Source organism: Staphylococcus sp. 2S1, assembly GCF_046721335.1.
GTDB classification, from domain to species: Bacteria; Bacillota; Bacilli; order Staphylococcales; family Staphylococcaceae; genus Staphylococcus; species Staphylococcus equorum_A.
In genome coordinates, this window is record NZ_JBEUUJ010000003.1 from 529,941 (window position 1) to 554,325 (window position 24,385).

Genomic DNA, 24,385 nt, shown 5'->3' on the forward strand with positions numbered 1-24,385 from the left:
TTTATAAGAAAAGGCTCTCCACCCTTAATGGATGAAAAGCCTTTACAATATTATTTTATTATGACAATTTGTTTTCGTCTTCTTCTTTTTTTCTACGACGCATCACAAGCAATATTAAGCCGCCTAATCCTGCAATTAATGTGCCGAATAAAGTGCTATTACGTGTTTCATCTTGACCTGTTTCCGGCAATTCATTTTCTGAATTAAGTTTGTTGCTATTGGCGCGTTTTGATTTGTCATTAATATTTGAATCCAATGTATTGTTATTCAAAATACGATTGTCGCTTGTTTTTTTAATTTCTGAATTTTCGTTTGTACTTATATTTTGTGACTTGCTTAGCTTTCCTTTTTTAATTACAGTTTCACTTGTATTTAGTGTTTCTCCTGTATTTGGCGTTTCGCCTGTACTTGGTGTCTCGTCTGTATTTGGTGTTTCGCCTGTATTTGGCGTTTCGCCTGTACTTGGTCTCTCGCCTGTACTTGGTGCCTCGCCTGTACTTGGCGTTTCGCCTGTACTTGGTGCCTCGCCTGTACTTGGTGTTTCTCCTGTATTTGGCGTTTCTTCTTTATTAATAACTATAACTTTAGTACTTTCAGAAATATTTCCATCTTTATCGGTTGAAGTAACGGCGATTTCTTCTCCACCTACTAAATCAATGTTTGATGGAATATCTATTGTATAGTTTCCGTCTTCATCTGTTGTGCCTGTTACTGTTGTTCCATCTGGGAATGTTACGGTTACTTCTGAATTTGGTTCAGCAATACCACTGACTTGTGTATCTTCACTTGTTAACTCTTCCACCGTTGGTGCTTCTGGCGCTGTGATATCAGTTACAGTTGTTGATCCTTCTTCAGATACATTGCCGTCTTTATCAGTAGCTACAACTTTTACTTCTTCTCCACCTTCTAAATCAATGTTCGAAGGAATCTCTACTGTGTAATTGCCTTGCTCATCCGTTGTGCCAGTCGCTGTTGTTCCGTCTGGGAACGTTACTGTTACTTCTGAATTCGGTTCTGCTGTGCCACTGACTTGTGTAGCTTCACTCGTTACTTCTTTCACCGTTGGTGCTTCTGGTGCTTGTCACATCAGTTACTGTTGTTGATCCTTCTTCGGATACATTGCCATCTTTATCAGTAGCTACAACTTTTACTTCTTCTTCACCTATTAAATCAATGTTCGAAGGAATCTCTACTGTGTAATTGCCTTGCTCATCTGTTGTACCTGTTGCTGTTGTTCCATCTGGGAATGTTACGGTTACTTCTGAATTTGGCTCTGCTGTGCCACTGACTTGTGTAGCTTCACTCGTTACTTCTTTCACCGTTGGTGCTTCTGGCGCTGTGATATCAGTTACTGTTGTTGATCCTTCTTCGGATACATTGCCATCTTTATCAGTAGCTACAACTTTTACTTCTTCTTCACCTATTAAATCAATGTTCGAAGGAATCTCTACTGTGTAATTGCCTTGCTCATCCGTTGTGCCAGTCGCTGTTGTTCCGTCTGGGAACGTTACTGTTACTTCTGAATTTGGTTCGGCTGTGCCACTGACTTGTGTAGCTTCACTCGTTACTTCTTTCACCGTTGGTGCTTCTGGTGCTGTCACATCAGTTACTGTTGTTGATCCTTCTTCAGATACATTGCCATCTTTATCAGTAGCTACAACTTTTACTTCTTCTTCACCTATTAAATCAATGTTCGAAGGAATCTCTACTGTGTAATTGCCTTGCTCATCTGTTGTACCTGTTGCTGTTGTACCATCTGGGAATGTTACGGTTACTTCTGAATTTGGCTCTGCTGTGCCACTGACTTGTGTATCTTCACTCGTTACTTCTTTCACCGTTGGTGCTTCTGGCGCTGTGATATCAGTTACTGTTGTTGATCCTTCTTCGGATACATTGCCATCTTTATCAGTAGCTACAACTTTCACTTCTTCTCCGCCTTCAAGCTCAACATTCTCTGGAATTTTTACTGTGTAGTTTCCTTCTTCATCTGTTGTACCTGTTGCTGTTGTTCCATCTGGGAATGTTACAGTTACTTCTGAATTTGGTTCAGCAGTACCACTAACTTGTGTATCTTCACTCGTTACTTCTTCCACCGTTGGTGCTTCTGGCGCTGTCACATCAGTTACTGTTGTTGATCCTTCTTCGGATACATTGCCATCTTTATCAGTAGCTACAACTTTTACTTCTTCTCCACCTTCTAAATCAATGTTCGAAGGAATCTCTACTGTGTAATTGCCTTGCTCATCCGTTGTGCCAGTCGCTGTTGTTCCGTCTGGGAACGTTACTGTTACTTCTGAATTTGGTTCAGCAGTACCACTGACTTGTGTAGCTTCACTTGTTAACTCTTCCACCGTTGGCGCTTCTGGTGCTGTCACATCAGTTACTGTTGTTGATCCTTCTTCAGATACATTGCCATCTTTATCAGTAGTTACAACTTTTACTTCTTCTCCACCTTCTAAATCAATGTTTAATGGAATATCTATTGTATAGTTACCGTCTTCATCTGTTGTGCCTGTTGCTGTTGTTCCGTCTGGGAATGTTACGGTTACTTCTGAATTCGGTTCGGCTGTGCCACTGACTTGTGTATCTTCACTTGTTACTTCTTTCACCGTTGGTGCTTCTGGCGCTGTGATATCAGTTACAGTTGTTGATCCTTCTTCAGATACATTGCCGTCTTTATCAGTAGCTACAACTTTTACTTCTTCTCCACCTTCTAAATCAATGTTCGAAGGAATCTCTACTGTGTAATTGCCTTGCTCATCCGTTGTGCCAGTCGCTGTTGTTCCGTCTGGGAACGTTACTGTTACTTCTGAATTTGGCTCTGCTGTGCCACTTACTTCTGTATCTTCACTTGTTAACTCTTCCACCGTTGGTGTCTCGGGTGCTGTGATATCAATAACTGTTGTTGTTGCTTCTTCAGATACATTGCCGTCTTTATCAGTAGCTACAACTTTTACTTCTTCTCCACCTTCTAAATCTACGTTTGATGGAATGTCTATTGTATAGTTACCGTCTTCATCTGTTGTACCTGTTACTGTTGTTCCGTCTGGGAATGTTACTGTTACTTCTGAATTTGGTTCTGCTGTGCCACTGACTTGTGTATCTTCACTTGTTAACTCTTCCACCGTTGGTGTCTCGGGTGCTGTGATATCAATAACTGTTGTTGTTGCTGTTTCAGATATATTACCCGCGTCGTCTTTTGAAGTCGCTGTGATTGATTCGCCGCCTTCAAGCTCAACTTTCTCTGGAATTTTTACTGTGTAGTTGCCTTGCTCATCTGTTGTACCTGTTACTGTTGTTCCGTCTGGGAATGTTACAGTTACTTCTGAATTTGGTTCAGCAGTACCACTAACTTGTGTATCTTCACTCGTTACTTCTTCCACCGTTGGTGCTTCTGGCGCTGTTATATCAATTACTGTTATTGTCGATGTTTCGGATATATTACCTGCGTCGTCTTTTGAAGTTGCTGTGATTGATTCGCCACCATCAAGTATTACACCATGAGGTATATCAATCGTATAATTGCCATTGCTATCTGTAGTTATCGCAGTATATCCTCCACCAGGAAAATTAATTCTAACTGACGTTCCTGGCTCTGCCGTCCCACTCACTTGTGTATCTTCACTTGTAACAGGATTAATTATTGGAGCGTCAGGTGCGGTTGCATCAGTAACCGTTATTGCTTTAGATGGAGAACTTGTCTTACCATTTTCACTAGCAGTTGAAGTCAGTACTGTACCTGCTTTAAGTGGATTAGATAATATAATGTTCCCAAAAGTAGTGTCACTTGCTATTTTCACTGTTCCTATTACATTGCGGTCGCTGTCAGTAACAGTGATTGTTGACCCTGTAGCACCATGAACAACAAGTACTGTATCATTATCATCTACTGGATCTATCGTCGGTGTAGGAACTATCGTATTATCAATAATATTAAATTTGCTTACTTCATCGTTATCATAATTTGGTGAATCAATAGCTATTGTATATACACCTGAAGGTGACTTAGGTATAACAACGCTAAATGTTCCATCACTATTTACTGATGCAGTACCAATGACTTGGTTATTGGCATTAATTACTTTTGCAGTTTGCGAAACTGCTCCTTCTTTTAATGGGACTGAACCACTTACTACAGTATCTGACATATTAATATCTGCGGCTATTGGTAAACCTACAAGTGGAGATGTTTTATATTTGACTACTTCATCTCCATCATTTTTCCCATCACCATCAGTATCTACAACCTCAGCATCACTAAATGATACTTGACGTTCATATCTATCTAACAGACCATCTTTATCATAATCTTGTAATGCTAATGTTGAAGTACCCATTGTATTATTGATAAGTAGACCGGCGTTATCAGTTAAATAGCCTGCAAATGTAAAATCTTCTTTTTGCTTAGTTGTTTCACTAATTAAATTACCTGCAGAATCATACAATGCTTCTTTAGTTAAGATATTATTTACACTTTGATTTAATTTTAAAACGATTCTCATACCTACAGTTTCTGGCAAACCATTATTGAATGATATCAAGTTGTTTAAATTCTCACTTGTGATTTTGCCATTACCAATCGAATCTAACGTTAAATCAGCTACTTTGTTAGCAGGATAATACGTTTTATCAAATCCACCTAAGCCGAGCATAATCATACATGTGTAATTCAGCGCCTTCGATATAAGGTAACAAATCTTTATCAATTTGATAATTGTATGACCATTGCTTATTTCCAGCCATATTATAATTGAAAATGCCATCTTTCATAACTTGTTGGTCTATTATAATGCCACCATTATTACCAATATCTGTATTAAACACCGCAGAGCCACTACTTGAGGTAAATGATTTACTATTTGCAGTGGATATCTTATCTTGTAACTGTATTAAATCTGAGTCTGCATTTGTTAAGAAATAGCCACTACTTTCTGTAGTACGTACAATTTTATTATCTCTAGAATCTCTCACAAACATTTGGTAATTTAATTTATTGTTACTTAAATCACCTGCTTCTTTAAGTATATTTCTTACTGTATCATCCAAATAAATCTTACCGTTTTCAGCTGTATATTGTCCTAACAATTCAGCACCACCAAACAATCCATCATTTGCTCTGATAAAATTAACTTCCCATGTATTTGTTGGATTACCTTGGTCATCAGTTAGACGTACTAATTCTACTGGATTGCTACGATTGGCTGGATTCACCGATATTTTAGTAACATGCTTAGCAATAATTGGATCTAGTTTCAAATCAATCTTATATCTATCCCCAGAGTTTGCTCCTGACATATAACTTTCAATATTAAAATTGATTTCTTTACCATCTAAAACAGCTTGAGAAGATAATGCTACTGGATCAAAGATTAAACTAGCGAATGTATAGTTGTCCATATAGTCAAGTGATTTATCTATTTGTTCATTTGGTTCACTGGCTGTTACCAATGCTGTTGGTGCTACCATAGTACGAAGCATAGTTCTTTTTGGCGTAGCTAAAATTGTATTCGCATCTTGTTCATTAGCTAATTGAATCGCTAGTGCTTTTAGGATTTCATTATTGATTTCTTCATCAGATGCTTCTTCAAAATTAATATTTGCTTGATCTATAATTGCTGTCGTATCTTCATCTGACAATTCAGTACTTAAATAGGATTTAACTTCTGCTTCTTTATCTGTAGTAGTTGATAGTTGTTGTGTCAAATCTGATTCAATTATTGTGTTTTCCGAATCTGTCTTTTCAGTTTTATTATTCACATTGCTGTCGCTAGCTATTTCTGTTCGTTATATTGCTTCTGTTTCTTCTTTTTGTATTTCTTCGTTAATTGACTCTGTTGGTTTCTGAGGTGTTTTCTCAATTTCTATTTTCTGTTCAGTAATTTCCGACTGGTTTTCATCAGTTGTTTTTGACTCATCCATATTTACTTCATCATTTGTAGTCGCTTTTTCTCCAGAATTTAATGATTCTTCAGTTGTTAATGTCTTTTCATTTACGTTAGTAGTTTGTGAATTTTCAGCTTTTGGTTCTTCAGTTTCTGTTGTTTCATTCGTTGATGTTTCTTCTTTAATAACATTATTTTCTGTAGTATCCGTATCGTTAACTTCTTGATTTTTGTTGTCTATAGAAGTCTCGCTAGCTGTATTTTCTTTTGCTGTTTCTACAGTATTATTCGTATCTTGAACATTTTCTGTAGTATCCGTTTCTATTTGTGATGTATTAGGTTCAGTCTTTTCTGCATTTTTCTCTGTATCTATAATTTCAGTTGAATTAGTAATTGATTCTTTTTCTACATTTTGCGTTTCTGTTTCAATGCTTTTTATATCACTTATATCCAATGCTTCCCCTTTATTAATTCTACTATCATTGGTTGTAATCGCGTCTAACTCAGTTGCTTGTGCTTCGCTTCCCACACCGAAGACTAATGTAGCTCCAATTAAAAGTGACGCCGTCCCAACTGTAAATTTCCTAATAGAATATTTATTCATTTTATTAGGTAAAAACCCTTGTTTGTTTTTCATAATATTTCCACCTCAAAATAGATTTGTACAACTCAATATTACACAATTAGTTTTAAAACACAAGAAGTTTTTTAATTTTTAATATCATCTAAAATAGAAAAGTTGAATTCCTTTAATAAATAATAAAACAAATAATGATTTTATGCGTTTACCTTATTAAATGTAAAATGCATTAGATAATAATTTAAAATGAATAGCATTAAAAAAGTTCTGCTTTTAAACTTGAAAGTTAACGATTAAGTTCGTGTAGGATTATACTGAAGGTTAATTGTAGGGTTTTACTATTAGATGTTATGCGTATACATGAACTTTATATTATTATTAATTAGTATTGAAAATTCAAAATAAACTTCTTATTGTATCTTAAAAGTAGCATTTGTAACTTGAGTTCTTAAATATTATAAATACAGTTGACATCAATGTAAATAAAAAAATAGAAGTTTAATAGTTAAAATAGTAAGAAATGTCATTAATTAATTTTGACATGTTTGTAGTATTTAAAAAAATTAAAATTAGATACAAAAATCCCTTGAAGCATGATACTTCAAGGGATAGTTTATTACTTATTATTTATTGTTTAATTCAAGTTCAGCATTATTTGCTTGTCGTATTTCTTTTAATAATGCGTAATCTTCAATTAATGATTTACCATAAGATGGAATGATTTCTTTCAACTTAGGTTCCCATTCAGCCATATAATCTGGGAAGTTTTTCTCGATTACTTCTAATGCAACTGAAACTGAAGTAGAAGCACCTGGAGATTCACCTAATAATGCAATTACAGAATGGTCTTTTGAATTTACAACTTCTGTACCGAATTGAATAAATCCTCTACCGTGTTCTTTTGTATCTTTGATAACTTGAACACGTTTACCGGCTTGCATAATATCCCAATCTTTATCTTTAGCATCAGGAACAAATCGACGTAATTCTTTCATTCGATCTTCTTTTTTAGCTAATACTTCTTGAATAGAATATTTAATTAACGGGAAGTTTTTCGCCGCTGCAGCTAACATAGTGATTATGTTGCTAGGGTTAATTGATTTAAATAAATCTAAATTAGAACCATTTTTCAAGAATTTAGGGCCAATCGCCGCGAATGGTCCAAATAATAATGAGTTTTCATCTTGGATATAGCGTCTATCTAAGTGAGGCACCGTCATTGGCGGTGTACCTTCAGGTTCTTTACCATAAGCTTTAACTTCGTGCTTAGCTACAACATCAGGATTATTACATACTAAGAATTCTCCTGTAATTGGGAAACCACCTAAATGCTTACTTTCTGGAATACCAGTTTTTTGTAGCATTGGAATTGCGAGCACCACCTGCACCAATAAATAGATAGTCAGTAATGTGATGTTCTACTTTATTAGTTTTAAGGTCTTTAATTTTAACTTCCCATTTACCATCTTTACGACGGCTGAAGTCTTGAACTTCATGTTTGTAGAAAAGTTCTGCATTTTCATGTTCGTTTAAGTTTTTAGCCATTTTTCTTGTAAGTTCACCGAAGTTCACATCTGTACCTTCGTTTATTTTACTAGCTGCAACTACTTCTTCTGGATCGCGGCCTTCCATCATTAATGGCATCCACTCTTGTAGTTTTTTATGGTCTTCTGTATATTCTATACCTTTAAACATTGATAAAGGCGCAAGTGCTTCATAACGTCTCTTCAAGAAATTCACATTTTTATCGCCTTGCACAAAACTAATATGCGGTAATGGGCGTATAAATTCTTGTGGATCTTGAATTTGATTACTTTTTACTAAGTGAGACCAAAATTGTTTTGAAATCTCAAATTGTTCGTTAATTTCTTTTGCTTTTTCGATATCGATTGAACCGTCTTTTTGTTCAACTGTATAGTTCAATTCACATAATGCGGCATGTCCAGTACCAGCATTGTGGCGTTCGTTAGAACTTTCAATTGCAGGTTTTTCGAGTCTTTCAAAAAGTTTTATATTCCATTCTGGTGCAAGATCTTTTAACATCGTACCGAATGTTGTACTTAAAACACCAGCACCAATTAAAATGACATCTTTTGAGTTAGATTCACTCATTTTTTTACCACCTCTCGTGATCACTTTTTAATTAATTATATAAGATAAAACATAGTTGTTTCGTTCTTGAGATAACACATACATCATTTTCACTACTGTATTTATACCCTTAAAACTATTTAATTATCATATAATCGTTTTCTCGATAAATATCTCTCTCTATATATGATAAATCAACACTAAGAAAATGTAAATTGTATATTGAGAGAATATTGTATCTAACTGAATTGTTCACTAAACATGTAAATACATTAAGACAAATTAATCACCGATAATAATATTATCTATTAGACGTGCCTGGCTAAATTTGACTGCCGACGATATAAAAATTCTATCTGTAATTTCATGTTGCTCGACAAGTTGAGGATAGCTATAAATTGCTACTGTTTCGATATCCCCGCTCGTATATTGTTGTATATAATCACGGGTAGCTTCAATGATTTTCAAACTGTTGCGTTCACCTTGATTATATAATGATTGTGCTAACTGCAAACTTTTATAGAGGTGAGGCGCTTCTGCTCTTTCATCTGGTGTTAAATAAATATTACGTGAACTTTTAGCTAGACCATCCGCTTCACGAACAATGTCTACGCCTACAATATCAATTGCATGATTAAAGTCTTCAACCATTTTTTCCACTATAGCTAACTGCTGTGCATCTTTTTTCCAAAATAAGCACGCTGTGGTTGTATAATATTGAACAGTTTATTTACTACTGTCACTACGCCGTCAAAATGACCCGGACGCTGTGCGCCTTCTAATACTGACGCTAGACGTCCAGCCTTCACTTCAATTGTAGGTTGTTCCGGATACATTTCTTTTTCACTCGGATAAAAAATATAATCTACGCCTACTGACAGTCGCTTTTGCTGTGTCACTTTCAATGTCTCGAGGATACGCATCTAAATCTTCATCAGGCCCAAATTGCAGTGGATTTACAAATACACTAATAACTGTCATATCATTTTCAGAAATAGATTGTGACATCATTTTTAAATGGCCCTCATGTAAGGCGCCCATCGTAGGTACAAAGCCCACTGATTTATTTGATTTTCTCCATTGCTTAGACATCTCAGTCATTTCTTCTATAGTAGTAATTAACTCAGTCATTCAGACACCTCATTCATGACCTGCTTTTTGTAAGTGTACGCATCACTCGGAAATTGTTGTGACTTAACTTCAGTATCATATTGAGATAATGCTTGAACACCTTTTTGAAAATCACCATATTGTTTAACAAATTTCGCTTGATGATTCACTTCATAATTTAGTAAATCGTGATACACCAATACTTGTCCATCTGTGCCTTTACCAGCGCCAATTCCAATAACTGGGATATCTAAATTTTCAGTGATTTTAGCAGCTAAATCGCTTGGAATAGCTTCTAACACTAACATAACAGCACCTGCTTGTTGTACAGCATACGCATCATTTATAAGTTGTTGCGCTGCTTCTTTGGTATTTGCCTGCATTTTATACCCTGTTATACCAACACTTTGGGGTGTTAACCCAAGATGTGAAACAACTGGGATACCCATATTGCTACAACTTTCAATATATTGAGTTAAATGCGCACCTTCAGCCTTAATCGCATTCGCTTGAGTTTGTTGATATAACTTTACAGCTGTTTCTAAATCCGACTGTTCGTTTACACCTACCGCACCAAAAGGCACATCTACAATTACAAATGTGTCTGGCGCACCTCGTCGTACAGCTTTGGCATGATGAATCATATCGTCTACTGTTACTTGTACTGTGCTGTCATAACCTAAGACCGTCATCCCTAATGAATCACCAACTAATATTGTATCTATCTGTGCTTGCTTCAACTTGCTTCGCACTAGGATAATCATATGCTGTCACCATTGATATCTTATCGTTACTCTGTTTCATATCTATTAACTGATTTAATGTTTTCAATTAAAATCATCTCCGCAGTTTGTTATATTTGTATTGTTATCCATATACTAACCAATCTACTTAGAAAAGGAAATTAAAAACATGAACAAAATTGCAATAATTGGACCTGGCGCAGTAGGTAGCACGATTGCAATTGATCTTTTAGCAACACATCCTGATTTACGCTTACTCGGTCGCCGACCTCAAACGCTCACCTACTATGCCAATAATAATACTGAACATGAACGCACTTTACAGGTTACGCCATTAATAACTGATCAAAACCCAGTTGATGTTTTAATTATTGCTGTTAAAATACCTCAACTTGATGATGTATTAAGAGAAATGGAACATTTAATCCATGAGCAAACCATTATTATACTCGCTCAAAATGGGCACGGTCAGTTGTCACGCTTTGAACATCCTCACGTATTTCAAGCTGTTGTTTATATTAGCGGACAAAAATCTGATTCTACCGTAACGCATTATCGTGATCACAAACTCATTTTAGAAGATTGTCCAGAAACGCGTGCATTCCGTGATATTGTAGCGGGCTCTTCTTTAGAAGTTGAACTCACAAACGATATTGATTATGCCATTTGGTATAAACTGCTTGTTAATTTAGCCATTAATAGTGTCACTGCATTAAGTCGTCGTACTGCCGAAGTACTTCAAGTTCCGGGTATCAAACACCTTTGCAAGCAACTATTAGTTGAAGGTGTAGCCATTGCACAAGCTGAAAATGTGTACTTTGATGATGACATTGTCGATGATATTATGACAATTTACAAAGGTTATCCCAATCAAATGGGCACAAGTATGTATTATGACATCATCTCAGCTAATCCATTAGAAATAGCGGGCATCCAAGGCTTTCTATTCAAAAAAGCAAGAGAACATCAATTGGTTACACCTGTACTCGATACTATTTATCCACTATTATTGGCACAACAAAAATATTAATATGTTATTTTTTAAAATTTATTCTACTTGATATGCCAATATTAAAATTTATATTTCATTCGTTATCATGCTTTTCTTTCATATTGCTATAAACTGTTAATTTATTTTTATGCTGTTCATAAACAGTTCATAAAATCACTTTATATTATAGTTATTAACAATTTGGAGGAAGAAAAAATGAAAAAATTAATGTTCAGCTCTGCCTTTTATACTTTATTAGGATTACTTAGTGGTTTGTTTTATAGAGAAATGTCAAAAGGAGAAAATTTCAGCGATTATTCGCAATTAAATGTAACGCACACACATTTATTAGTTTTAGGTACAATTATGTTCTTGATTTTCATGGTTATCGAACATCAACTTAAATTGACTCGTAATAGTAAATTATTTAATAGTTTCTTTTATATTTTCCACTTAGGCGTATTAGTAACTGTAGCAATGCAATTTGTGAATGGTATTGCTACTATCAAAGGATTCAGTGTAAGTCCTGCAATCGCGGGCATTGCTGGTTTAGGTCACATCTTTATTTCTATCGCATTCATATTATTCTTTGTGTTATTAAACAAAAGAATTAACGCCACTGCAGAAAAAAGAAAATAGCATAACAAAAAATCTGTTCAAGTCTCAATAATAGAAACTTGAACAGATTTTTTTGTATTTTTTCAATTCCCTCCATATATAAAATTATTAAAAATTAATTCCATATTTTAATTCATTAAAATGTTAATGAATTAATTGACACTCTTGCTCACAGATTTCAGACGTGTACAATTGCGAGCAAGCGCTTACATAAGTCAGTATAAAATCCATTTTATGTTAGGAGAATTAATTTGATTACAGAATTCATTGATTTCTTAGATAAAATTATATGGAGTCCTCCGTTAGTTTTTGGTTTATTAATAACAGGACTGATATTTTCACTTATTACTCGCTTCGCACAAGTGAGACAATTTAAAGAAATGATACGTTTATTATTCAAAGGAGAAAAATCTCCACAAGGTATCTCTAGTTTTCAAGCTATTTCATTATCTTTAGCGGGCAGAGTTGGCACAGGGAATATCGTTGGTGTGTCAGCAGCCATATTTATTGGCGGCCCCGGTGCAGTCTTCTGGATGTGGGTGACAGCTTTACTAGGCGCAAGCACTGCATTTGTAGAGTCTACATTGGGACAAATATATAAACAAAAGGAAAATGGGGAATACAGAGGCGGCCCTGCTTATTACATTGAAAATGGTATTGGAGGAAAGTTCGGAAAAATATTTGCGTTGATATTTGCCATAGTGACTATTATTTCAATCGGACTTTTAATGCCAGGCGTACAGTCCAATGCAATTGCAACTTCATTACATAGTGCTTTTAGCGTTCCAAAATGGGCAGTCACTATTTTTCTCGTAATATTACTATCGCTTATCATTTTTGGTGGAATTAAACGCATTGCCAGTATGGCAACAGCAATTGTCCCTTTTATGGCTATAGCTTACATTTTATTAGCTGTTATTGTAATTTTTTTAAATATTGAAGAAGTTCCTGCATTGTTCGCACTTATTTTTAAATCTGCACTAGGGTTGCAATCTACTTTTGGTGGCATTATTGGCGCAATGATTGAAATTGGTGTAAAACGTGGATTATATTCAAATGAAGCAGGTCAAGGGACAGGGCCCCATGCAGCTTCAGCGACAGAAGTATCTCACCCAGCAAAACAAGGGCTTGTACAAGCTTTCTCAGCTTATATAGATACTATTTTCGTCTGTACAGCTACCGCATTAATTATTTTAATTTCAGGAACTTATAATACAACAGATGGCACAGAGAATACACAGGGACAGCCTAATTTAATTGAAGATAATGGTGTTTATGTATTGAATGCAGATGGCTCTAAAGATTTTTCTGGGACTGCCATGTATGTACAATCTGGTATCGATAAAGCATTTCAAGGTGATAGCTACCAATTTGATCCAAATTTTGCTGGGTTCGGCTCTTATTTTATAGCTATTGCATTGTTTTTCTTTGCATTTACTACCATATTAGCTTATTCGTACATTACTGAAACAAATATTGCGTATCTCACTAGAAATATGAGTACTAAAAAATCAAATTTTTATATTACATTGACTCGTTTCCTACTTATTTTTGCCACTGCATACGGCACTATTAAAACCGCTGATGCTTGCGTGGGCCATGGGCGATGTAGGTGTTGGTATGATGGCATGGCTAAATATTATAGCTATATGGATTTTATGTAAACCCGCCTTTCGTGCTTTAAAAGATTTTGAAAATCAGAAAAAATCGAAAGGCTCTGGCGGCTTGGCTGTTTATAAACCCACTCAACAAGATGCTCCTAATGCATATTTTTGGTTTAACAGAGAAAAAAATAATGAAGATGCTCATAAACAAGAATAATAAATATTCAGAGCAAAACTTTATAAACTTATTTTATAGTATGAATTATATAACAAAACCCATGCCCTCAACTACATCGAGGAACATGGGTTTTAATTTATTGATAGTCAATAACCATAGATATTAGAGTCATATTTTCTCCATTATTAATATAACTATGAGAGATGTCTGATTTGAACCTCAAGGCATCGCCTTCGCCTAAATGAAGCGTTTCATGTTCTAAATGCATTTCTAATTGCCCATCAATTACAATAATCGATTCCTCTGAACCGGATAAATGGGGTTCTGCATCTAATGTTGCTCCTGGATCGAGCTCTACATAAAAGAATTCAAAGGACTTACTCTTTTCAAATGGGAAATATGGATAAACACGATATTTTCCCTCATCTTCAGTCACAGGTACAACATCTTCTTTTTTTAACTGTGTATAATCTGACTCTGCCTCATTCATTAAACTACTAAACGATAATTTTAAACCATTACTAATTTTCCAAACGGTATTTATTGAAGGAATCGTATTACCTTTTTCAATTTCATTTAATGAAGATGTGCTCACCCCTGTGAGTTTTGATAATTTGTCCAAGCTAATCTTATTTTTCTTTCTATATAAGTAAATATTCTTAGCTACTATTTTATGAAATTCCATTATTTGACCCCTTTTATATTGACTTTCCTGTTCAATGGATATAAAATCCTTTTAAAAGGAAATATCCTATTGAGCGGAAGTTTTGTGATTATATTTCCATAATACAGGATAATGAAGGGAGAATGCAATTTGTTTATATCATTTATTTTTTATACGTTTTTTATGAGTTATACCCCTGGCCCTAACAATTTATTAGCATTAGACGGCGTTTTAAAATTAGGTCTTAAAGGCACTGCGAAATTCTTAATTGGTATTGGATTAGGTTTTTTAACGCTTTCCATGTTTTGCTTGTTATTTAGTGAATATATGGTCGCTTACTTTTCAAGTTTTATATTTGTAATTAAAATAGTGGGATTTATTTACTTATTGTATCTTGCTTATTCTGTATTTAAACATGATAGTAAAGACGCTCAACAAAGCAATACGTATCGTATGAGAGATGGTTTGCTTCTTCAATATATGAATCCTAAAACAATCGTTTATGTACTTACTGCTATCGTGACCTATGTCACTACTCAAAATATAAGTTTTCTTGCTACACTGAGTTATACAATTATCATTGCACTTATCGGTGTTTCAGGTGCAGTCGCCTGGGCCGTTATGGGCCTTTGTTTTAAAAAAATTCTATTAAAATATGAATTCATCTATAAAGTTAGTATGTCTGCATGTCTTGTAGTTTTAGCATTTATGATGATTTTAGAATGATTATTATCAAATTGAACTTTATTAAATTTCCTTTGAATTTACTTTTTAATTCTCACTATTAGGGAATAAAATATATAGAGGTGATTCATATATGGATAATACTAATTTAACTAACAAGATTAACGAAATACTCAACACATCACGTGTCGGGGTGTTATCTACCGCATATAATCATATACCTAACAGTAGATATATGATTTTTTATAATGACGGTAACACGCTTTATACAAAAACAAATGTTAACTCAATAAAAATTGAAGAAATTGAGTCAAACCCACGTGCACATATTTTAATTGGTTACGATGATACAAATAATCGTAGTTTTCTAGAAATTGATGCCACATTATCAATTGTTCAAGATCAAGAAACAATTGATTGGTTATGGAAAAACCAAGACAAATCATTTTTCGATAACAAAACTGACCCAGAACTATGTGTAGTTAAAGCTCATCCAAAATCTCTTAAGATAATGAATGATAAAACATTAGACGAACCACAAACTATAAATTTTGAAGGTTAATTTTCAAAACACTTGTATAAGTAATAACTTATACAAGTGTTTTGTCTTTCGTTAAATAATCTACGATTCAAGATACACTGTCTTTTTCACATAGAAAATGAATACATTCTATATTTAAATAGGTTATTATAGAAGTAAGCTTTATAAAATAAGTTGAAAATGAATTTTTTAATTTATATAAATCTAGTGACAATTTACATATAGGAGGTAATTTATGTTTTTAGCATGGAATGAAATTAAACGTAACAAGTTGAAATTCAGCTTGATTATCGGTGTCTTAATTATGATTAGTTACCTACTCTTCCTTTTATCTGGCTTAGCAAGCGGACTGATGAATATGAATAGGGAAGGTATCGATAAATGGCAAGCCGATGCTATTGTATTAAATAAAGATGCAAATGAAACTGTAGAGCAGTCTTCGTTCAATAAAGATGATGTCGGAAATACATATGATAAACAAACGACTTTAAAACAGACAGGTGTTATCGCTTCTAATGGTAATGCAGAAGAAAATGCCTTACTATTTGGTGTCACTTCTGATTCTTTCCTAGTACCTGATATGATAGAAGGCAAAAAAGTTAAATCTGACAATGAAGTAGTAGCCGATGAAACTCTAAAAGATAAAGGATTTAAAATAGGAGATAAATTATCGTTATCACAATCAGATGAAAAATTGAAAATTGTAGGCTTTAGTGAAAGTGCTAAATACAATGCCTCTCCAGTGCTGTTTTCTAATAATAGTACAATACAAAAAATTAATCCTTCATTAAATGAAGATAAAACCAATGCGGTCGTGGTCAGAGATAAAGATTGGAATAAACAAGATTTAAATAGTGATTTAGAAGCTATAGAAATTGAAAGTTTCGTTGAAAACTTACCAGGTTATCAAGCTCAAAACTTAACGTTAAACTTTATGATTACATTCTTATTTATTATTTCTGCAACAGTGATTGGCATCTTTTTATATGTCATTACGTTACAAAAAACTAATTTATTCGGTGTGTTAAAAGCACAAGGTTTCACAAATGGATATTTAGCAAAAGTTGTATTATCACAAACGTTCATCATTGCGATGATTGGTACAGTGATTGGTCTTGCGCTAACTTTACTTACTGGTGCCTTTTTACCAAGTGTGGTCCCAGTTAAATTTGATGTTACTACGTTATTAGTATACGGCGTCGTCCTTATCATAGTTTCTCTATTAGGTAGCCTCTTCTCGATATTGACGATTAGAAAAGTAGATCCACTCAAGGCAATAGGATAAATAGGAGTGTATAAATAAATGCTAGAATTTAAAAACGTCACTAAAAGCTTTAAAGATGGGAATCAAACAATTGAAGCTGTAAAACCTACATCTTTGAAATTTAATAAAAATGAACTGATTGCCATTATCGGACCCTCTGGTTCTGGAAAAAGTACATTCCTAACAATGGCCGGCGCATTACAGACGCCCACATCTGGTGAAATTATCATCAATGATAAACAAGTATCTCAACTTTCGCTGAAAGAATTAGCCAAAACGAGGATGCAAGAAATCGGTTTTATTCTTCAAGCTACGAATCTTGTGCCATTTCTAAATGTAAAACAGCAATTTAAGTTACTACAAAAACAGAAAAAAGATGTGCTAGACGAAGCAAGTTATAACCAACTTGTTAAGCAACTTGATATTGCGGTGCTTGAGAATAAACTCCCAAGTGAAATATCTGGCGGACAAAAGCAACGCGTTGCGATTGCTAAAGCACTTTATACAAAACCATCAATTATTTTAGCTGACGAACCAACCGCTTCATTAGACACGAACAATGCAATGGAAGTAATGAAAATTTTAAAAGAACAAACGATGGAACAAAACAAAACTTGCATCGTTGTTACGCATGATGAACGACTAACTGAGTATTGTGATAGTGTATATCACATGGAAGATGGTATGCTTACGCTCACTCAGGACAACAAAGCATAATAAAATCCCTTCATAGTATTCACATTTAAGTGCATATTTATGAAGGGATATTTTTATTTTAATTAATAATTAAAATCATATAATTAAATTTGTGATTAATATTAAAATAAGACCTACCACAGATAATATAGACTCTAGTAGTGTCCATGTTAAAAATGTTTCTTTCATAGTTAAGCCAAAGTATTCTTTGAACATCCAGAAACCTGCATCATTAACATGTGAACAGAAAATACTCCCTGCTCCAATTGCTAATACTACTAAAGAGATATTCACATCTGCAGTTTGTAATAAAGGTAATACAATTCCTACTGAAGATATCGCTGCTACTGTCGTGGAGCCTAATGCTGTACGTAATAAAGCAGCAGCTAGCCATGCAAGAACGATTGGTGACATTTCTGTGCCTTTAAATATTTCTGATATAGTGTCACCAACGCCACCATCAATTAATATTTGTTTGAACGTCCCACCACCACCAATGATAAGTATTAACATAGCAATTGGTGTAATTGCGTTAGAAACAGTGTCCATAATTTCCTTCATTGTTTGATTACGTCTAATTCCCATTGTATATATCGCAAACAACACAGCGATAAGCATTGCAGTTACAGAAGTACCAATAAAGTAAATAAAACCTTCAAATCCTTTGGCATTACCATCATCATTACCCGTAATGAGTTGTACCACTGTCGCCAATAACATCAATATAACTGGCGCAAGTGCTGTTAGTAGACTAATACCAAAACTAGGTAATTGATCTTGATCGTATTCCTTCATTTCTCCAACTGCTACTTGATTTCCTTCTCTTTTAAAAGCTTCTGGTGTCAGCTTATGTGCAATTATAGGAAATGTTCCGCCAACAATAATTGCTAATGGAATTCCAATAATAATTCCATACATTAACACATAACCAATATTTGCATTAACAGCTTCAGAAATCGCTACAGGACCTGGATGAGGTGGTAAAAATCCATGTGTTATAGCAATTGATGTTGCCATTGGTAATCCGACTTTTAAATTTGAGATTTCCATTCTTTTTGCTAATGTAAATACTAATGGAATTAATAATACAAATGCTACTTCTAAAAATAATGAAATACCAATAATAAATGAAGCAATAATCATAGCCCATGTCACATATTTTTCACCAAAAACGTTTATAAGTGTGTCCGCAATACGTGTTGCACCACCACCGTCAGATAACAGTTTTCCTAAAATGGACCCTAGACCAAAGATAATGGCAATATGCCCTAAAGTATCGCCCATACCTTTTTCAATAGTTGTGACAATCGTGTCTAAAGGCATACCTAGCAATATACCTGTTACCATTGAAGTAATGATTAATGCAATAAATGTATTTAATTTAAGCCAAATAATTAACATTAATAATATAAGTACCCCTATTACTACAGCAATTAATGGCCACATTTCTCCCATCATTTTATCTCCCTACCTTCTAATTCTCTTTTATACTACTGTTCATTTTGTATACATTGGTTAACGTATTAGTACTACCAATATTTCCCGGGAAAATAACATAAGGCATATTAGAATATTTTGCTTCTTCACCAGTCATCCACACAGGTACGCCCTGTGTTATTTGCCCAATTACTTGTGCTTTTTTAATTTCCAAGCCTTTAGTTGCAACATCACTAGAAGTTATTCCGCCTTTTGCAATAATAAACTTTGGTTTTATGCTTAAGCCCCTTACAATTTCTACCAAAGCATTTGAAATGTTTGTAGAAATCCCTAAATTATTTGTTAAATCTTCAGTTTTTATAACATCTCTAGAAGTATACACAACCACATCTTTACTATTTTTAATTAAATCTTCTACTTCTTGAATTCTTTTATCTATATATATGTTTAAATCTGCTTTAGTAACTGACTTAACATCAAATTCAATTGGATTGATATGCGTATTATTTAGTAAATGATGTAATTGTAATGATGTTTTCTTCACATGTGATCCAACGATAATCAAACCACCATGGTTATTATTACTAAATTGATTTAGGTTAATGATTTCACCTGGAGTCTGACACATCGATTTCACAAAGGACAGTTGCTGTTCTAAACATAAATTTCTTATCATCATTCGCTAAAAATGCAGTTAAACAAGAGACAAAATAATCCATATCTTCATCATTCAATGCATCTACCACTACTGCATCAAAGTTTGATACTTCGTGAAATGTTTGTAATATACTTTCCTTATTTCTTTCTCTTATTTGAGATAGTGTAATGTGGTGTACATTTTCAGCTTTAACGTCACCAGAACTCTTCTCTTCTATAAAATCTGCCATCGTTTGGGATTCAAAACCAAATGTAGTATCATTGGCAAATTCACTTTCAGAAACAGGGGTATATCTCCCATCTTCTTTAAGATAATGGACGCCGTTATATGTATACCTCTCACCTTCAAAAAATTCCGGTAAATAAAACACCGCATCAAATGCTTGTTCTGAAGCTTCACTTAAGACCTTAGGTTCTAGGTAAAAGTGACCTCTTAGAGTGGAATCACCCCTACTAATTACAATAAACGGGTAGTCTAAACGTCGAGAAACCAATTCTATATTTCGACTAATCTCCTGATGCAATTTTGTCGTTTCTTGTTCATTCAATGCTCTAGAATTAGTTAATATATAAAACATATGATTCTCTTGCTTAAATCCATCTTCAATTAAATCTTCCGACCAATCTGTATACACAGGTAAGTCTTTAACTGTTTGTGTACCAGTTGGATCATCATCCAAAACTATGATTTTATATTTAAAGTCATCTAACTGCTTATCAATCTCGTCATTGTTTTTTTGGTTAATTATATCTTCAGTTAGCACTTTCTCACCTCATTTATATATTATTAATTTTTTCAAAATATTTTATAATACCAGAATGATCATTTGCGCCATTCCCTTGGGCTACTTCTGATTTATATATTTCTTTGACTTGGTTTGCTAAAGGTAATGTAAGTCCAACTGTATCTGCTGTCGAACTTACATTCTTCATATCTTTCAGGTTTATATTAAGTGTGCCACCAGGTTGATAATCTTCTTCAATCATCTTAGGAAATTTTGCTTCCATAACATTTGAACCTGCAAGGCCGCCTTTAATTGCCTCATGCATACTTTCTAAGTCAATATCAAATTTTTTCGCAAGTACAACTGCTTCAGAAAGTGCTTGCGATATTTGTATTTACTATAATTTGATTCGCTAATTTAACAACACTTCCCGCACCAACATCACCGACTCTTATCACAGATTTTGCAATTGGTTTTAGAACGCTCTGAACGATTTCTAAATCTGATTCATCACAACCAATCATGACTGAGAGTTCACCAGTAATTGCTAATGGCTCACCGCCACTTACAGGTGCGTCTATATATTTAATTTGCTTTTCTTTCAAAACTTTACTTATCTCTAACGACTCATTTGGCGTTAACGAACTTGTATCAACAACTGTCTGAACACTAATATCTGACTGATTTAAAATTGCATCTTTTCCACTATATAAAACTGCTTTTACAATTTCACCATTAGGTAATGAAGTAATAATGTGATCTACTTCTTGAGCCATTTGTTTTACAGATACTGCTTGTGCCCCCTCATTAATAACTTCTGCTTCTGCTTCTTTATTTAAATCATTAACGAGAACCGTTACATTCTCTTTCAAGTAATGCTTAACCATTGGTTTTCCCATTATACCGAGACCAATAAATCCTATTTTCATAAATTACACCCTCCTGAAAACGTTTACAAACATTATTGTATACTAGAACGGTTAAAATGTATACATTTATTCAAAGAATTATTTATAGTACACTTATTATAATGAGGTGAAGAAATTGAACACTAATGAATTAACTGTTTATCAAAAGATTAGAAATGATATTATTTCTGGTGAATTAAAAAAAGATGAAAAGATTACAGAAGCTAAACTTGCTAAGAAGTATGATGTAAGCAGAACACCTATACGCGAGGCTTTGAAACAACTAGAATTAGAATATTTTATTAAAAACTCTTATATTTTCATGCCAACAAGTGAAGAATATAGACAAATTTTTGAAATGCGTATTTTATTAGAAACCTATGCATTAAGAAAAGCGACAGTAGTATACACAAAAGAAGATTTAGAAGAATTAAATAAGTATGCCGAAATAAATATCGATAAAGAATCTGAATCTCAAATTATTGAAACGAATGACAAGTTCCATCAAAAGATTATTGCGGCTACAAATAATCAATTTATACTCGATACGTATCAAAAATATAAAAGTTTTATCTATCTATTTAGTCAAACTGTGATTAATCAACGCCGTCCTGGATTAATCGAAGAACATAAGGAAATTGTTGCGGCACTATTTAACAGAGACATAGATTTAGCTGTTGAATTATTAGAAACACATCTTAAAAATGATTTAGAATTCAGTCTCTATTATTTAGATTTTAAAAAAACTGAATAACATCAAATAGGCATAGATACATAGTAATTCAATGTATCCATGCCTATTTTTATTTCGACTAATTATAGATTTCTAGAACTAATATAACTAAATGAAAACTATGTATACTTATAATAGTTCACAGTTATTGCTTTTTTTCCACTTTCGACATATATTATAGATAACTAGTATACTTTTTATACTACATCGGTTTATTTTCTTTTAAATAGGTAATGAGTATTAAAACTAGAAATTATCATAATGCGGGGGTACACATATGAATATTGTCGGTCATCATCACATTTCAATGTATACAAAAGATGCTCAAATAAACAAAGACTTCTACACTCAAATATTAGGATTACGCTTGGTTGAAAAATCTGTGAACCAAGATAATCCAACTATGTATCACTTATTTTTCGGTGATGAAATTGGCTCTGTCGGTACGTTACTAAGTTTTTTTGAAATTCCAAATGTAGGTAAGAATCGTCCTGGTACAAATTCTATACATCGTTTATCACTACTTGTTCCAAATGAAGCCGCACTATCTTATTTCAAGTCACGTCTCACAGATGCTAATATTACGACAACTGATATGACATATTTAAATCAGCCGGCACTATTATTTAAAGATGTCGATAATCTAGAAATCGTATTGCTTGTTAACGATGATTATAAAATCCCCACAACTTGGAGAAAAAATCCTTATACGGATGTTCCTGTACAACATCAAATATTAGGTATGGGACCCGTTGAGCTTAGAGTACGTAAAGCTCAACCAACCATCGATTTTTTAAAAAACGAATTAAATTACGCACTTCGTCAAGACACTGACGAAACAGTTATGACATTAGATCAAGAAGGTTTGTATACTGATTTTGTAGTTATTGAACAACAAGGGGAACGTGCGCGTCCTGGTCAAGGATATGTACATCATATCGCCGTGAACACACCAAAAGATTCAAATTTAGAAGCCGTATTAAATACAATCAATCATAACCCAGGAAATAATAGTGGTATTATAGACCGCTACTTTTTCAAATCTCTTTATTATCGACATAATAGTATTATGTATGAATTTGCAACTGCCTCACCTGGATTCACGGTTGATACAGATATTGAAAACCTAGGAAAACAACTCAATTTGCCAGATTTTATGGAAAACCAAAGAACAGAAATAGAGTCTAAACTACATGATTTATAAAGGATGATACGATATGGCTAAATTAAAAATGAATGAAAACACCCCATTAGAATTTGGTCTTTATTCACTTGGAGACCACTTACTTAATCCTCATAAAGGTGAAAAAGTAAGTTCTGAAAAACGTATACAAGAATTAATCGAAGCGAGTCAATTAGCTGAACAAGCAGGTATCAATGTTTTCGGCGTTGGTGAAAGCCATCAAGAACATTTTACTACACAAGCACACACTGTTATTTTAGGTGCAATCGCACAAGCAACAAATACGATTAAAATCTCTAGTTCATCCTCTATTATTAGTCTTGCTGATCCAGTTAGAGTTTTTGAAGACTTTGCAACACTAGACCTTATTTCTCACGGTCGCGCAGAAATCGTAGCGGGAAGAGCATCACGCACTGGTATATTTGATTTATTTGGTTTAGATTTAAATGACTACGACGAACTTTATGAAGAGAAATTAAATTTACTTTTAGAGCTTAATAAAACAAATAAAATTACTTGGTCTGGTAAGTTCAGACCTGACTTAAATAACATAGAAATTTATCCAAGGCCTGTTGATAATGTGTTACCCATTTGGAGAGCGGTAGGTGGCCCTGCTGCTAGTGCCATCAAGGCTGGTCGTCAAGGTATTCCAATGATGATTACAACTTTAGGTGGTCCGGCAATGGCATTTAAAAATGCTATAGACGAATACCGTTTAACTGCCAAAGAATATGGCTTTGACAATTCTGCAGAAGCATTACCTGTTTCTACAGCAAGTTTATTCTATACTGCTGATACAACCCAAGCAGCTTTACGTGAATTTTACCCTCATATTAATGTCGGTATGTCGTTTATAAGAGGTACTGGTTATCCAAAACAACAATTTGCAAATACACCTGATTATAGAGATGCTCTAATGGTAGGAAGCCCTCAGCAAATCATTGAAAAAATACTTTACCAACATGAACTATATAATCATCAAAGGTTTATGGCCCAAATTGATTTTGGTGGTGTACCTTTCGATAAAATCATGAAAAATATCGAACTTATCGGTAATGAAATTATACCTGGAGTCAAAAAACATCTGAAAAAGTAG

Annotated in this window: 19 protein-coding genes and 4 pseudogenes; 10 read left to right on the plus strand and 13 right to left on the minus strand. The window is 34.0% G+C overall.

Translation table 11 applies throughout. The features are described from left to right. Positions 1–58: 58 nt before the first annotated feature. The 7 genes and pseudogenes from ABLV90_RS02945 to panB form a co-directional block, all read right to left on the minus strand. Positions 59–1,060: an Ig-like domain-containing protein gene (locus ABLV90_RS02945; protein WP_460872116.1), complete on the minus strand. Its 1,002-nt coding sequence runs from the start codon at positions 1,058–1,060 to the stop codon at positions 59–61. Continuing rightward, a complete protein-coding gene (locus tag ABLV90_RS02950) occupies positions 1,041–4,652 on the minus strand; it encodes an Ig-like domain-containing protein (protein WP_460872117.1) in 3,612 nt (1,203 codons plus the stop codon). The genes ABLV90_RS02945 and ABLV90_RS02950 overlap by 20 nt, the downstream gene beginning before the upstream one ends. Further along, positions 4,630–5,757, minus strand: a complete 1,128-nt coding sequence (locus ABLV90_RS02955; protein ID WP_460872118.1) for a hypothetical protein — start codon at positions 5,755–5,757, stop codon at positions 4,630–4,632. The genes ABLV90_RS02950 and ABLV90_RS02955 overlap by 23 nt, the downstream gene beginning before the upstream one ends. A gap of 27 nt (positions 5,758–5,784) precedes the next feature. Beyond that, positions 5,785–6,519 carry a YSIRK-type signal peptide-containing protein gene (locus ABLV90_RS02960; protein ID WP_460872119.1) on the minus strand — a complete coding sequence of 245 codons (735 nt, stop codon included), beginning with the start codon at positions 6,517–6,519 and terminating at the stop codon, positions 5,785–5,787. Between the two features lie 566 nt (positions 6,520–7,085). Next, positions 7,086–8,574 (minus strand): annotated as a pseudogene (mqo, locus tag ABLV90_RS02965) (malate dehydrogenase (quinone)). Positions 8,575–8,835: 261 nt separating this feature from the next. Then, a pseudogene (gene panC / locus ABLV90_RS02970) lies at positions 8,836–9,684 on the minus strand (pantoate--beta-alanine ligase). Further along, positions 9,681–10,494, minus strand: a pseudogene (panB, locus tag ABLV90_RS02975) (3-methyl-2-oxobutanoate hydroxymethyltransferase). Before panB ends, panC begins: the two co-directional pseudogenes overlap by 4 nt. Positions 10,495–10,575: 81 nt before the next feature. Here panB and ABLV90_RS02980 point away from each other — a divergent pair. The 3 genes and pseudogenes from ABLV90_RS02980 to ABLV90_RS02990 all read left to right on the plus strand — a co-directional run bounded on the left by ABLV90_RS02980 (position 10,576) and on the right by ABLV90_RS02990 (position 13,836). Next, complete coding sequence (locus ABLV90_RS02980; RefSeq protein WP_427705995.1) at positions 10,576–11,436, plus strand: oxidoreductase; 861 nt, start codon at positions 10,576–10,578, stop codon at positions 11,434–11,436. Between the two features lie 177 nt (positions 11,437–11,613). Continuing rightward, the gene (locus tag ABLV90_RS02985; protein ID WP_069818133.1) at positions 11,614–12,036 is read left to right on the plus strand and encodes a DUF2871 domain-containing protein; all 423 of its coding nucleotides are present in this window, start codon (positions 11,614–11,616) and stop codon (positions 12,034–12,036) included. Between the two features lie 230 nt (positions 12,037–12,266). Continuing rightward, positions 12,267–13,836: pseudogene (locus tag ABLV90_RS02990) on the plus strand (alanine/glycine:cation symporter family protein). Between the two features lie 97 nt (positions 13,837–13,933). On the opposite strand, the gene ABLV90_RS02995 reads toward ABLV90_RS02990, so the two are convergent. Next, a complete protein-coding gene (locus tag ABLV90_RS02995; RefSeq protein ID WP_069818131.1) occupies positions 13,934–14,482 on the minus strand; it encodes a helix-turn-helix domain-containing protein in 549 nt (182 codons plus the stop codon). 129 nt (positions 14,483–14,611) lie between these two features. On the opposite strand from ABLV90_RS02995, the gene ABLV90_RS03000 reads away from it, so the two are divergent. The 4 genes from ABLV90_RS03000 (at position 14,612) to ABLV90_RS03015 (ending at position 17,667) form a co-directional block, all read left to right on the plus strand. Next, positions 14,612–15,187 (plus strand): LysE family transporter, encoded by a 576-nt coding sequence (locus ABLV90_RS03000; protein ID WP_460872120.1) that lies wholly within the window; start codon positions 14,612–14,614, stop codon positions 15,185–15,187. Between the two features lie 91 nt (positions 15,188–15,278). Beyond that, positions 15,279–15,707, plus strand: a complete 429-nt coding sequence (locus tag ABLV90_RS03005) for a pyridoxamine 5'-phosphate oxidase family protein (protein WP_427705989.1) — start codon at positions 15,279–15,281, stop codon at positions 15,705–15,707. Positions 15,708–15,921: 214 nt separating this feature from the next. Next, complete coding sequence (locus ABLV90_RS03010) at positions 15,922–16,971, plus strand: ABC transporter permease (RefSeq protein WP_427705987.1); 1,050 nt, start codon at positions 15,922–15,924, stop codon at positions 16,969–16,971. 18 nt (positions 16,972–16,989) lie between these two features. After that, positions 16,990–17,667, plus strand: coding sequence for an ABC transporter ATP-binding protein (locus tag ABLV90_RS03015; protein ID WP_069818127.1), 678 nt, complete (start codon positions 16,990–16,992; stop codon positions 17,665–17,667). A gap of 75 nt (positions 17,668–17,742) precedes the next feature. Here ABLV90_RS03015 and ABLV90_RS03020 read toward each other — a convergent pair whose 3' ends face one another. The 5 genes from ABLV90_RS03020 to ABLV90_RS03040 are packed head-to-tail and all read right to left on the minus strand — an operon-like array spanning position 17,743 to position 21,394. Beyond that, complete coding sequence (locus tag ABLV90_RS03020) at positions 17,743–19,104, minus strand: gluconate:H+ symporter (RefSeq protein ID WP_427705985.1); 1,362 nt, start codon at positions 19,102–19,104, stop codon at positions 17,743–17,745. A 16-nt stretch (positions 19,105–19,120) separates the two neighbouring features. Then, positions 19,121–19,711, minus strand: a complete 591-nt coding sequence (locus ABLV90_RS03025; protein ID WP_460872121.1) for a nucleotide-binding domain containing protein — start codon at positions 19,709–19,711, stop codon at positions 19,121–19,123. Next, entirely contained in the window at positions 19,692–20,504 is an 813-nt protein-coding gene (locus tag ABLV90_RS03030) for a four-carbon acid sugar kinase family protein (RefSeq protein WP_460872122.1), read from the minus strand. The genes ABLV90_RS03025 and ABLV90_RS03030 overlap by 20 nt, the downstream gene beginning before the upstream one ends. Before the next feature lie 13 nt (positions 20,505–20,517). After that, entirely contained in the window at positions 20,518–20,790 is a 273-nt protein-coding gene (locus tag ABLV90_RS03035; RefSeq protein ID WP_460872123.1) for an NAD-binding protein, read from the minus strand. Positions 20,791–20,833: 43 nt separating this feature from the next. Beyond that, the gene (locus ABLV90_RS03040; protein WP_460872124.1) at positions 20,834–21,394 is read right to left on the minus strand and encodes an NAD(P)-binding domain-containing protein; all 561 of its coding nucleotides are present in this window, start codon (positions 21,392–21,394) and stop codon (positions 20,834–20,836) included. Between the two features lie 106 nt (positions 21,395–21,500). Here ABLV90_RS03040 and ABLV90_RS03045 point away from each other — a divergent pair, with 106 nt between their 5' ends. The 3 genes from ABLV90_RS03045 to ABLV90_RS03055 all read left to right on the plus strand — a co-directional run bounded on the left by ABLV90_RS03045 (position 21,501) and on the right by ABLV90_RS03055 (position 24,385). Continuing rightward, complete coding sequence (locus tag ABLV90_RS03045; RefSeq protein ID WP_460872125.1) at positions 21,501–22,127, plus strand: GntR family transcriptional regulator; 627 nt, start codon at positions 21,501–21,503, stop codon at positions 22,125–22,127. A gap of 256 nt (positions 22,128–22,383) precedes the next feature. Next, the gene (locus ABLV90_RS03050) at positions 22,384–23,310 is read left to right on the plus strand and encodes a VOC family protein (RefSeq protein ID WP_069832729.1); all 927 of its coding nucleotides are present in this window, start codon (positions 22,384–22,386) and stop codon (positions 23,308–23,310) included. Positions 23,311–23,323: 13 nt separating this feature from the next. Further along, positions 23,324–24,385 carry an LLM class flavin-dependent oxidoreductase gene (locus ABLV90_RS03055; RefSeq protein WP_460872126.1) on the plus strand — a complete coding sequence of 354 codons (1,062 nt, stop codon included), beginning with the start codon at positions 23,324–23,326 and terminating at the stop codon, positions 24,383–24,385.